The 11,797-nt window shown below is 65.9% G+C and carries 11 protein-coding genes; 6 read left to right on the top strand and 5 right to left on the bottom strand.

Annotation, left to right across the window (positions count from 1 at the left end):
* Positions 1-51: 51 nt before the first annotated feature.
* The 3 genes from speB to JT720_RS07885 are packed head-to-tail and all read left to right on the top strand — an operon-like array spanning position 52 to position 2,736.
* Complete coding sequence (gene speB / locus JT720_RS07895; RefSeq protein ID WP_336511968.1) at positions 52-846, top strand: agmatinase; 795 nt, start codon at positions 52-54, stop codon at positions 844-846.
* Positions 846-1,469, top strand: coding sequence for a glutathione S-transferase family protein (locus JT720_RS07890; RefSeq protein WP_205480633.1), 624 nt, complete (start codon positions 846-848; stop codon positions 1,467-1,469). The genes speB and JT720_RS07890 overlap by 1 nt, the downstream gene beginning before the upstream one ends.
* Positions 1,456-2,736, top strand: coding sequence for a M24 family metallopeptidase (locus tag JT720_RS07885; RefSeq protein ID WP_205480632.1), 1,281 nt, complete (start codon positions 1,456-1,458; stop codon positions 2,734-2,736). Before JT720_RS07890 ends, JT720_RS07885 begins: the two co-directional genes overlap by 14 nt.
* Here JT720_RS07885 and JT720_RS07880 read toward each other — a convergent pair.
* A complete protein-coding gene (locus JT720_RS07880; protein WP_237219836.1) occupies positions 2,733-4,058 on the bottom strand; it encodes a dicarboxylate/amino acid:cation symporter in 1,326 nt (441 codons plus the stop codon). The genes JT720_RS07885 and JT720_RS07880 overlap by 4 nt on opposite strands.
* Positions 4,059-4,139: 81 nt before the next feature.
* Here JT720_RS07880 and JT720_RS07875 point away from each other — a divergent pair, with 81 nt between their 5' ends.
* The gene (locus tag JT720_RS07875) at positions 4,140-4,931 is read left to right on the top strand and encodes a TIGR01459 family HAD-type hydrolase (RefSeq protein ID WP_205480631.1); all 792 of its coding nucleotides are present in this window, start codon (positions 4,140-4,142) and stop codon (positions 4,929-4,931) included.
* 87 nt (positions 4,932-5,018) lie between these two features.
* On the opposite strand, the gene JT720_RS07870 is transcribed toward JT720_RS07875, so the two are convergent.
* Entirely contained in the window at positions 5,019-7,046 is a 2,028-nt protein-coding gene (locus JT720_RS07870) for an elongation factor G (protein WP_205480630.1), read from the bottom strand.
* A 148-nt stretch (positions 7,047-7,194) separates the two neighbouring features.
* On the opposite strand from JT720_RS07870, the gene JT720_RS07865 reads away from it, so the two are divergent.
* Positions 7,195-8,499, top strand: a complete 1,305-nt coding sequence (locus JT720_RS07865; protein ID WP_205480629.1) for a YihY/virulence factor BrkB family protein — start codon at positions 7,195-7,197, stop codon at positions 8,497-8,499.
* Here the strand turns inward: JT720_RS07865 and JT720_RS07860 are convergent.
* The 3 genes from JT720_RS07860 to JT720_RS07850 all read right to left on the bottom strand — a co-directional run bounded on the left by JT720_RS07860 (position 8,476) and on the right by JT720_RS07850 (position 11,032).
* Positions 8,476-8,967 carry an NUDIX hydrolase gene (locus JT720_RS07860; protein WP_205480628.1) on the bottom strand — a complete coding sequence of 164 codons (492 nt, stop codon included), beginning with the start codon at positions 8,965-8,967 and terminating at the stop codon, positions 8,476-8,478. The two genes, JT720_RS07865 and JT720_RS07860, sit on opposite strands and share 24 nt — an antisense overlap.
* A gap of 143 nt (positions 8,968-9,110) precedes the next feature.
* Positions 9,111-10,016 carry an RNA polymerase sigma factor RpoH gene (gene rpoH, locus JT720_RS07855; RefSeq protein WP_205480626.1) on the bottom strand — a complete coding sequence of 302 codons (906 nt, stop codon included), beginning with the start codon at positions 10,014-10,016 and terminating at the stop codon, positions 9,111-9,113.
* A gap of 62 nt (positions 10,017-10,078) precedes the next feature.
* A complete protein-coding gene (locus JT720_RS07850; protein ID WP_205480624.1) occupies positions 10,079-11,032 on the bottom strand; it encodes an RluA family pseudouridine synthase in 954 nt (317 codons plus the stop codon).
* A gap of 86 nt (positions 11,033-11,118) precedes the next feature.
* On the opposite strand from JT720_RS07850, the gene JT720_RS07845 reads away from it, so the two are divergent.
* A complete protein-coding gene (locus JT720_RS07845; RefSeq protein WP_205480622.1) occupies positions 11,119-11,763 on the top strand; it encodes a histidine phosphotransferase family protein in 645 nt (214 codons plus the stop codon).
* The last annotated feature ends 34 nt before the right edge of the window (positions 11,764-11,797 follow it).

The following is an 11,797-nucleotide window of genomic DNA, read 5'->3' as shown; positions in this document are numbered from 1 at the left end:
CCGAACCAATCGCAACCGGACGAGGGATCCATCCTTCCTATTCGCGCCAGCGTGAAGCTGATCGGTCTTCCGACTGATCATCATAGCTCCTTCCTCCGCGGGGCCGCCGAAGGTCCCGATGCCATTCGTCGGGCGCTACGCAGTGATCACAGCAACATGGCTACGGAGGATGGGCTGGAGCTTGGACGGGACATCGCTCTCGAGGACGGTGGCGACGTTGCTCTTGACGGCGGCGCCACGGACGTCGAGCGCATTCGCAGGGCCGTGGAAGATGCTGCGGCTGACGGTCACGTGCCCATTTGTTTGGGGGGCGACCACATGGTGACCTACCCTGCCGTCGCGGGTGTCGCGAAAGTCCATGGACCGGTGAACATCCTGCACTTCGACGCGCATCCGGACCTCTACGAGGACTTCGACGGCGATCCGCTGAGCCATGCCTCGCCTTTTGCCCGGATCATGGAACACAGATTGGCGAAGCGGCTGGTTCAGGTCGGCATCCGGACCCTGAATTCTCACTGTCGGGAGCAAGCCGGGCGCTACAAGGTCGAAATCGTGGAGATGCGCGATTTTTCTCCCGATGACGTCGCTATCCCGGAAGCGCCCCTCTACATCAGCATCGATCTTGACGGAATCGATCCGGCTTACGCGCCGGGAGTTTCGCATCACGAACCGGGGGGCATGACGACCCGCGAAGTCTTGCGGGTAATACGCAGGATACGGACTCCCATCGTGGGCGCGGACGTGGTTGAGCTGAATCCATCTCGCGATATCAACGGGATGACGGCAACGCTTGCGGCGAAGCTAGTCAAGGAACTGGCCGCGCTTGCGGCACAAGGAAGCCGCTGATGATTATTGTCCACCATCTCGAGAATAGTCGCTCCCAGCGCATCCTCTGGTTGCTGGAGGAACTCGGGCTTCCCTACACGGTGAAACGCTACGCGCGGTGCCCCCGCACCATGCTGGCGCCGCCGGAGCTGCGGCGGGTGCATCCGCTCGGCAAGTCTCCGGTGATCCAGGACGACAAGCTGGTGATCGCCGAAAGCGGAGCGATCGTGGAGTATCTGGTCGAGAAGGCTGGTGGCCGGCTTGGCGCGCCAGCCGATCAATGCGGCACGCTTCGCTACCGTACGTTCCTCCATTACGCGGAAGGGTCGCTGATGCCGCCGTTGCTCGCGCTGCTGGTGGTTCGCCGCCTGGGATTGCTCGGCCGTCCCGCGCGCAAGCCCTTGCTCTCCATGTTCCACCGGCATCTGGAATGGTGCGACGCGGAATTGAGTGGCCGACCCTACTTTGCCGGCCAGGAGCTGACCGCAGCCGACATCATGATGAGCTTCCCGCTGGAGGCGGCGAAGCAGCGGGCGGGCCTGACACCTGAATATCACCACCTCTGGGACTGGCTGGAGCGCATCCATGCGAGGCCTGCCTACAAGGCCGCGCTGAAGGTCGGGGGAAAGTATGATTTCGCGTGAATTCAGCCGGCGTGGCCTAATGGGTGGCGCACTGGCCGGAGCCGCTGTGTCGTTTGTCACTGGGCCGAGTGTCACGGCAGCTGTTCTGCAGGAAGCGGTCACGCGCTCACCTATGCCGGCCGGGTCCCCGCCAGCGCCGATCAGCCGGGAAGAGCGGCTGGCAAGGCTTGGTCGAGCGCGCGCTCTGATGGCCGAGCATGGTATCGGCGCCACCTTCATCGAGTCTGGCCCCAGTCTCGACTATTTCACCGGTATTCGCTGGTGGCGGAGCGAGCGGGTGACGGGAGTGCTGATCCCGGTCCGTGGCAATCCGCTCGTGATCACGCCGTTCTTTGAGCGGCCCAGCGTCGAAGAGACGCTGGATGTTTCGGCCGAAATCCGCACGTGGGAGGAAGACGAGGACCCGCTGAGGCTGGTTGCGGCTTTCCTTGCCGCAGGAGGCCTTGCCACCGCGCCAATCGCGCTCGAAGAAACGAACCGCTACTTCATCCTCGATCGGCTGAAGCAGGCGCTTCCGAATGCTCGGGTGGTCAGCGGAAACCCGGTGGTCCGGGCCGCCCGCATGATCAAGTCGCCGGCGGAGCTTGCCCTGATGCAGCATGCCGCCAACATCACTCGAGATGCGCTCCAACAGACTCACGCCGAGGTGCGTGAGGGAATGTCCAACGCTGAGATCGGCCAGCGCTTCGAAAAGAATGTCTCTGCGCTTGGTGGAGAAGAGCCCTGGAGCCTTGTGCTGATCGACGAGGCGTCCGCGCTGCCGCACGGCTCGGGCAAGCCGCAGCAGGTGAAACACGGCAGTGTCGTCCTGATGGACTGCGGGTGCGGTTTCCGCGGATATCAGGCGGACATCAGCCGGACGTTCGTCTGGGGTGCGGAGCCGACACCGCTGCAGCGCAAGGTTTGGGAGCAGGTCCGGCGCGGGCAGGACATCGCGATGGCGGCCGCCAAGATCGGAGCGCCTGCAGGGTCCGTCGACGACGCGGTGCGGCGGACGTACGAGGCCTGGGGTTATGGGCCGCGCTACAAACTGCCGGGCACTTCCCACCGCACTGGTCACGGCATCGGCATGGAAGGGCATGAGCCGGTGAACCTGGTCCACGGGGAGACGATGCCGCTCGCACCGGGCATGTGTTTTTCCAACGAGCCAGGCATCTACCTGCCGGGGCAGTTCGGTGTCCGCTTGGAAGACTGCTTCTTCATGACGGCGAGCGGGCCGAAGTGGTTCACCACGCCGCCGCCATCGATCGACCGGCCCTTCGACTAGACCGGCTGAGGCGGGAGGTCGGGCCGGTCGTCGGCCGCTTCGCCCGGGGTGGACTCACCTCGGGAAACCAGTGTTGCGAGCGTCAGGTCGCCGGTGACGTTCAGCGTGGTGCGGCACATGTCGAGGAACCGGTCTACGCCGAGCACCAGGCCGATGCCCTCCGGCGGCACTCCGATCATGCCGAGGATCAGCGCAACGACCGGCAAGGAGCCTGCGGGCACTCCGGCTGTGCCGATCCCGCCGAGAATGCAGATCATCAGCACGACGGCCTGTTGCCCCAGACTGAGGTCCACGCCGAAGATCTGCGCCAGGAAGAGAACCGTCACGCCCTCGAAAATGGCCGTGCCGTTCTGGTTGGCCGTCGCGCCGATTGTGAGAACGAATCGGGCGATCCGAGGCGGCAGGTGCAGCTTCTGTTCGGCAACCCGCAACGCGGTCGGAAGTGTCGCGTTCGACGATGCGGTGGAGAAGGCCATCACCATCGCCTCCTGGCTCTGCCGGAAGAACCAGATCGGGGAGACGCCGCCGAACAGCCGCAGCAGGATGGGATAGACCACGAACATGTGGGTGCCGAGCGCCAGCAGCACGACGCCGACATAGATGGCCAGGCGGATCAGAAGGTCCCAGCCGAAGACTGCCGCCAGGTTGAACATGAAGCACGCGACCGCGATCGGTGCGGCACGGATGATCAGGCTGATCAGCCGCATGGTGACGTGAAACACGCCCTCGATCGCGCTCTGCAGCTGCTCGGCGGGCCGACTGTTGGTGATCAGCAGACCGATGCCAAAGATCAGCGCAAAGAACATTACCGCCAGAATGTCGTTCTGGCTCATCGCGGTGATGACGTTGGACGGAATGATCGCCAGCACGGCGTCGACGCCCGTAGGCTTGTCGGCCTGGCTGGAGAGGATCGCTCCCGCGCGCTCCCGTGCTCCCGCCATCTGTTCGGCAACGAGCGCCTGATCAAAGCCGACGCCGGGCTTGAGCACGTTGGCATAAGTGAGTGCTATCACCACGCCGAGCGCAGAGACGAGGACGGTGAAGAACAGGGTACGCAAGCCGACCCGCTTGAGCGCCTGGATGTCGCCCATTTCGGCGATACCGACGACCAGGGCCGAGAACAGGAGCGGGATGACGAGCATGAACAGCAGACGGAGGAAGATCTGCCCGATTGGACCCGTAATGTAGGTTGTCAGGAACTCCACCCACGCGGCGTCACCGCCGCCGGCCGCATTGGCGATCAGGCCTGCCGCGAGGCCGACAACGAAGCCGATCAGCATCTGCCATTGCAGGCCGAGGCCCTTCGCCTGCACTTCGTCCATCTTGTGTTCTTCCCCTAAGCTTTGGCGCCGGGGTGGCGCTTAGCTCGACAGGCGTCAACCCTCGCGGCATGGGACACCGGTATGCAGAGCTTTCCCGACCTTCCGCGCCGCTATCGCGTCATCCTGTGCGATCTGTGGGGGGTAGTGCACGACGGCTACACCCTGTTTCCCGGCGTGATCGAGCGGCTGCGGCGGTGGAAGGGAGAGGGGCGGACGGTGCTGTTCCTGACCAATGCTCCGCGCAGCCCCGGCATCGTTTCGCGCGAACTGGTCCGCTTTGGAGTCCCGGCAGAGCTGTTCGACGGCGTGATGACCGCCGGAGAGGCGGGCGTCGCCGAGCTGCGCGGGCGGCCTGTCGGCTTCATGGGCACGGAGGCAGACCGGGCAGACCTGGTGGAGCGCGGGCTGACGCTGATCGACGACGGCTTCGACGAGGTCGCCTGCGCGGGTTTGACCGAGGAGCGGCCGGAGGTTGCCGACTTTGCTGGCGAGCTGCGGGAGTGGGCAGCGCAGGGGGTTGTCCTTCACTGTCTCAACCCCGACCGCATCGTTATCCACGGCCGCCAGCGAATGGTGTGTGCAGGGGCGGTGGCCGACGAGTATCAGCGGCTCAGTGGGACGGTACACTGGTATGGCAAGCCTTACCCCGAGGTCTATCGCGAGGCGTTCCGCCTGGCGGGTTACCCGGACAAGAGCGAGGTGCTGGCGGTCGGGGACGGGCTGCACACCGACATGCTCGGCGCGGCGCTGCAGGGCATAGACGCGGTCTACGTCACCAGCGGTGTCCATGCCGGCGAGCCTTTCCCGAGCGACTTCGGGCAGCGGCACGGGACGGGTGACTGGGCGCCGATCGCGACGGTCGCTGGACTGTGACCCCGTTCGTCATCGCGAGGAGCACAGCGACGAAGCAATCCAGGGGGCTGCTGGATTGCTTCGCTTCGCTCGCAATGACGGCGGCTTTCAGGCGTGCTCCGGCTCGCGCTGCTTGATCACTTTCTCGGCCAGCGTGCCGTTCAGCTCGGCCAGGTGGTCGAACGCGGCCTCGTATGTGGCCAGGCCCTGGCTGAGCGAACGCAGCTCTGCCTCGAGGCCGCTGAGTTCCGCTTCGGGGATCAGCGCCTCCACCCGGTCCCAGCCGGTCCAGCCGTCGCGCGGTCCCATGCCGAGCATCTGCCCGCGGCGGGACGCCACGGCCGAGCTGACGCGGCTGGTGGCAGAGGTCGGGGAGACCACCGTCACCCGGTGCACCGGTTCCAGCAGGTGCGGCTGCGCGGCGGCGAGCGCCTCCTGCATGGCGATGCGGCCGGCGGTGCGGAAGGCGATCTCCGAGCTGTCGACGCTATGGTAGCTGCCGTCGGTCACGGTGACTGCCACGTCGACCACCCGGAAGCCGAGCGGCCCTTTCAGCAGGGCGTCGCGGATGCCCTGCTCCACCGCGGGAATGTACTGCCGCGGGATGGCGCCGCCGTGGATCTTCTCGTCGAACTGGAAGCCTTCGCCGCGTCCGAGCGGCCGCACTTCAATCACCACGTCCCCGAACTGGCCGTGGCCGCCCGACTGCTTCTTGTGGCGGCCGCGCTGGGTCACCGAACGACGGATGGACTCGCGATAGCCGATCGTGGGCGAGCGGTGACGCACCTCCACGCCGTAGCGGCGCTTCAGCTTGGAAATGACGTTCTGCAGCTGCTCGTCATTGACGCCCCGTAGCCGGATCTCGTGGTTGGCCTCGTCCTGCTCGAGCTTGAGCGAGGGGTCCTCCTCCAGCAGCTTGGCGAGAGCACCGGACATCTTCACGTCGTCCTTGCGGTCGGCGGGCTCTATCGCAATGGCGCAGTTGAGGGCGGGCATGGGCACGTCCGGCGGGGGCGGGAGGGTACCGGCGCCGAGCCATTGCCCCGCCTTGACGCTGTCGAGCTTGGCAAGCGCCAGCACGTCGCCGTCGTCAGCCCTGGCGAGCTTGGTCATCTTCTCGCCCTGCACGGCGAAGAGCGCGCCTAGCCGCGTCGTGCGGCCGTCGGCGTCGTGGACCTCGGCCCCTTCGGCCATGTTGCCACCGAGTAGGCGGGCGAAGGCGACCCGGCCCATGTTGCTGCCGTGGCTGACCTTGAAGGCGAACAGCGCGGAATTGGTGACGCCGAGCCGGGTGGCGGTGCTGTCCGGGCCGGGTGCTTCGTGGCGCAGCGCCTTGAGGAGCCGGCGCACGCCCCAGCTGTTGGCGGCCGAGCCGAACAGCACCGGAACCCCCAGATTTTCGCGAGTTTCGCGGGCGAGATCGCCGAAGACGACCTGCGGTTCGGGCGTCTCGTCCATCAGCAATTGTTCGAGCAGCGCGTCGTCATGGTCGGCGAGCTGTTCAAGGAGGTGGGTGCGGGCCTCCTGCTCGCGTTCGGCGACTTCGGTGGGGATCTCGATGCGCTCGGAGGGCTTGCCGGGCACGTAGCGGAAGGCGCGTTCCAGGGCGACGTCGACGAAGCCGGTAACCTTGTCGCCTTGGCGAATGGGGATCTGGCGAGCGATCAATGGTGACACGCTGAGTGGCTCAAGTGCGCCCAAAAGTGCACGTATCGAGCCCCGTGCTTGATCGATTCTGTTCACAAAAACGACGTGAGGCAGGCCTAATTCGTCCAACATGCGCAAGGCCGGAGCGGCGAGGGGAGCGCGAGCCGGATCGGGGTCGACCACGACGATGGCGAGGTCGGCAACCGCCAGCGCACGCGCCCCGTCCGCGGCAAAGCCGGTGGAGCCGGGCACGTCGATCAACGCGAACTTCTCGCCCAGATAGTCGAAGTGCATGAGATTGAGTTCGGTCGAGCCACCACGGGCCCGTGCCTCCGGGCTATGGTCGCCGACGCTGGTGCCGGCCCCCGTGGAGCCCAGGCGATCGATGGTGCCGGCGGCGAACAGCAGCGCCTCGGCAAGGCAGGTCTTTCCCGCGCCGGCCGGTCCGACCAGCGCGATTGCTCGGGTGCCAGATACAGCCTCGCGCATGCGACTCTCCTTCGTCCGAAGTTCGGGCGGCGAGTCGCTGGCAAGGCGCCTCAACGCGCCACTGACAACAGGAGCGTCGGACTGTTCGCCGGAGTTGGCAAGAGGGGAACGCCCTGACTTCCGGGCAGTTGGGCGCGCAAAGGAGTGAATGCGTCCATGGCTACCGCCGCCCACCCGAACCCGGCCGCTGGAAAGCGGCCAGAATGCCGACAAGCCGACCGAGATTCCGGCGCAGGGCTGGAAGGAGATCGCGCTTCGGACGTGGAAGGAGGGTGGCAAGGACAATATCGGGATCGTGGCGGCGGGCGTTGCCTTCTACGGCTTCCTCGCCCTGGTGCCGCTGCTGGGCGCCATCGTCCTGACGTACGGATTGTTCGTGGAGCCCCAGACGGTGCTCCGGCATGCGGGGTCGATCACCAGCATGGTGCCGGGCGAAGGTGGGCAGCTGATCAGCGAGCAGCTGATCAACGTGGTGCAGACCTCGGGCGGGAAGAAAGGGCTGGGGCTGGTCATCGCGCTGGCCGTTGCGATCTGGGGGGCGCGGAACGCTGCGAGCTCCGTCGTGACCGCGCTCAACATCGCCTATGAAGAGGAAGAGAAGCGCGGGTTCATCAAGACGAACCTCCTGGCGATCGGCATGACGGTTGGCGCGGTGCTGCTGGCGCTGTTGGCCGGTGCGGCGATGGCGGTGCTGGGCTACATCCAGCACCTGTTCCCGGACATGGGACCGATCGGTGCGCTGTTCTGGCGGATCGTGACCTACGTGCTCCTGGGGGCGGCGGCAGCGGCTGCGGCGGCGACGCTGTTCCGGTACGGACCTTCGCGCGAGAAGGCCAAGTGGACCTGGCTGACGCCGGGCTCGATCATCTTCGCGGCGGCATGGATCCTGCTGACGCTGGGCTTCGGCTTCTACGTGTCGAATTTCGGCAACTATGGCGCGACCTACGGCTCGCTGAGTGCGATCGTGGTGCTGCTCACCTGGCTGTACCTGTCGAGCTACGTGCTGCTGTTCGCCGCCGAGCTCAACAGCGAGATCGAGCATCAGACGGCGAAGGATACGACCGCCCAGCCGAGCGACAAGCCGCTGGGTGCCCGGGGCGCCTGGTCGGCGGACCATGTGGCGGCCGGTGAGACGGATGCGGACAAGCCGGCGCAGGCTGGGGCGACACCGGAGCAGAATGTGGGGGCGGGGCGCGCGGGCCGAGCCGCCGCTGGCGCGCTGCCGTCTCCCCGTCGTGGGCACGACAGGGAGGAGCAAGGCGGTGAGCATCCCTATCTTGTCTCCCGGGTCGCGAACCGGGTGGACCGTCTGGTCGGGGCGAAGAAGATCGGGATGATCAGCTCGGCGCTGGCGACGTTCGGGCTCGGGTTCCTGCGCAAGAAGGGCAAGGCGGGGACGGGCGCGGCGCTGCTGGCGACAGCGGCGGGCCTAGCGTTGCTGCGGCGCGACTAAACTCGGCAGGGCGCGGATCAGCGGGGCGAGCGCCTTCGGCCGTATGCGCTTCGCGGCTTCGTCGATGCTGAGCCATTCGCGGCGGCGCTGGTGCTGCTCGGGCCAGGCGGAGAGTTCTTCCGTGACCTGCATAGCATGGACCACCAGCAACCAGTCGATGGTGCCGGCAAAACGGTAGGTCTTCGGTGCGTCGATGCGACCGAGAGGTTCGACCGAGGTGCGACCGCGAATGCCGGCTTCCTCATAGGCCTCGCAGGCGGCCGCGTCGGCCAAGGTGCGGAAGAGCATGGGCCAGCCTTTTGGGATGATCCATTTACCGGACGAGCGGCTGGTGACGAGGAGGACTTCGACGCCGCTTGATGTTGGCCGCCAGGGAACCACTCCGGTCTGAAGCGGGCGGCGCGTGGTGGGGTCGCGTGGGACTTCGATGGTGTAGAGGAACCGGAAGAGGGGTGAGAGGAGCGTCATCGCGGGAGCAACCGCTCGTCCTGGGCGGAGGCTCAAAAAGCCGTATTCGAAGGGCGCTGGCTCACGCAAACGCCCCTCGACTTCCCCCGGATCAAGTCCGGGGTCCGCTCGGGACGAGCGGAATCTCTTGCCAAATCGAGAACTCAGGCGGCCGGGAGCAGCTTCCGCTCGCCAGCATTGCGCAGGAGCGCGGCCTGCAGCTTCTCAAAGGCCCGGACCTCAATCTGGCGAATGCGCTCCCGGCTGACGTTGTAGACCTGGCTGAGTTCTTCCAGGGTCTTCGGCTCGTCAGCCAGGCGGCGTTCCATCAGGATGTGCTTTTCCCGGTCGTTGAGCGACTCCATCGCGTGCTGGAGCAGTTCGTGCCGGACGCGGCGCTCCTCGTCCTCCGCGACGATCTCGTCCTGGAGCGGGCCGTTATCGACCAGGAAGTCCTGCCACTGGCTTTCCGCGCCCTCGTCGCCCTTGAGCGGAGCGTTGAGGGAGGTGTCGCCGCCCATCGCCATGCGGCGGTTCATGGACACGACCTCGTCCTCGGTGACGCCGAGATCGGTAGCGATCTTGGTTACGTCCTCGGGCTTGAGGTCGCCTTCCTCGAAGGCGTCAATCTGGTTCTTCATCCGGCGCAGGTTGAAGAAGAGCTTCTTCTGCGCGGCAGTGGTGCCCATCTTCACCAGGCTCCACGAGCGCAGGATGAATTCCTGGATGGAAGCGCGGATCCACCACATGGCATAGGTCGCCAGGCGGAAACCCCGGTCGGGCTCGAACTTCTTCACACCCTGCATGAGGCCGATGTTGCCCTCGGAAATGAGTTCGCTGACGGGCAGGCCATAGCCGCGGTAGCCCATGGCGATCTTCGCCACGAGTCGCAGGTGGCTGTTGACCAGCTTCGCGGCCGCATCCGTATCGTTATGCTCGCGCCAACGCTTGGCGAGCATATACTCTTCCTCCGGCGCGAGGATCGGGAACTTCTTGATCTCCGACAGATAACGGTTGAGGCCTGCCTCACCGCCGGTTGCGGGGATCGATACTGCCTTCGCCTGTGCCATGATGAGTTCGCGTCCTCTCTGGGCCGGGCCGTCTTGAGCAGCGTCCCTAGCCGAACCAAAACCTATACACCAAGTGCCGTGAACAGTTCCTGCATATCCTCCGGGACGGCACTTTCGAACGACAGACGGACTTTCGTTACGGGGTGCGTGAAGCCGAGCACCGCCGCATGAAGCGCCTGCCGCTTGAATCCGAGCCGATTCAGCACGTCTTTCAAGCGCTTGCCAGACCGACCATAGACCGGGTCGCCCAGCAGCGGATGGCCGATGGAGGCCATGTGCACCCGAACCTGATGGGTGCGCCCGGTCTCCAGCCGGCATTCGACGAGAGCCGCGTCACGCCAGTTCTTCAGCCGCCGCCAGTGAGTCACCGCGCGCTTCCCCCGGTCACCACGCACGATCGCAATCTTCTTGCGGTCGGTGGCCGAGCGGGCGAGGGGCGCGTCCACAATTCCCTCCGCCTCCGTCGGAACTCCGGCAACGACCGCAAGATAACGACGGTTGATGCTGTGGGCCGCGAACTGCCGGGCGAGCCCTTCATGTGCGACGTCGGTTTTCGCTACGACCAGCAGGCCCGAGGTGTCCTTGTCGATCCGGTGCACGATCCCGGGCCTCGCCACTCCGCCGATCCCGGACAGGCCTCCACCGCAATGGTGCAGCAGCGCGTTGACGAGCGTTCCGTCGGCGTTGCCGGCGGCGGGGTGGACGACCAGCCCGGCCGGCTTGTCCACCACGAGCAGATGTTCGTCCTCGAACACGATCGTGAGTGGAATGTCCTGCGCCTCATTGTGGGCGGGCGCAGGCTCCGGCACGGACAGTCGGAATGCTTCGCCGCCATGGACCTTCAGGCTAGGATCGCGAAACAGGGCGCCGTTCCGCTCAAGCGCGCCTGACTGGACCAGCGCCTTCAGCCGTTCCCGCGAGAGCGTCGGAATGGAGTCGGCAAGCGCGCGGTCCAGCCGCCATCCCGCATGCTCCGGCCGTAAAGCCACGTCGATGATCTGTTGCCCCCCGGCCATGAGAGGGAGAGATGGGGAGATCGCCGACGCTTTCAAGATGGTTCCCGGGCTTGCACGCAGAGTCCTAATCCTCCACCAACGCGCGCATGAACGCGATCGATCTCGCCAGTCTGCTTTGCTCCCGCTTGTGCCATGACCTGCTGTCCCCGGTCGGGGCGCTGAACAATGGCATCGAACTGCTGGCCGATGAGCAGGACCCGGACATGCGGGAGCGCTGTCTAGAGTTGCTCAGCGAGAGCGCGCGGGCGTCCGCCAACAAGCTCAAGTTCTTTCGGCTGGCGTTCGGAGCAGCCGGCGGTTTCGGCGAGGAGATCGACACCCGGGAGGCCCGCAGCGCCCTCGAGGGGCTGTTCGGGGGGGAGAAGAAAATCGAGCTGGGGTGGCTGGTGGCCGATGAGCGGCTGCCCAAGGATGCCATCAAGCTGCTGCTGAACCTGGCGCTGATCGCCGGAGATGCCTTGGTCCGAGGCGGCCGCCTGGACATCGGGACGGAGCGATCGGACAGGGGCATTGAGCTGGTGATCCGGGCCGAGGGGCCTCGGCTGCTGCTCGACCCGAGCTTGCGCGAAACCCTCCAGCGCGGATCGTCAGCAGGAACGATTGAGCCCCGAGCGGCCGGCGCCTGGCTCGCCCATAGCCTGGCGGCAGGCGCAGGAGGATCGATCAAGGTTGCCGGTCCCGAGGAGCAGGTCCTTCTGATCGGTGCCGATCTTCCGAAGCGGCAAGGATAACGCCGCCTTAACTTCTGCCCCGCTACTCCGCTTG

Source organism: Sphingomonas arenae (assembly GCF_016924655.1).
GTDB lineage: Bacteria > Pseudomonadota > Alphaproteobacteria > Sphingomonadales > Sphingomonadaceae > Sphingomicrobium > Sphingomicrobium arenae.
The sequence above is the reverse complement of the archived record's forward strand: the minus strand, read 5'-3'. Positions and strand labels throughout refer to the sequence as shown.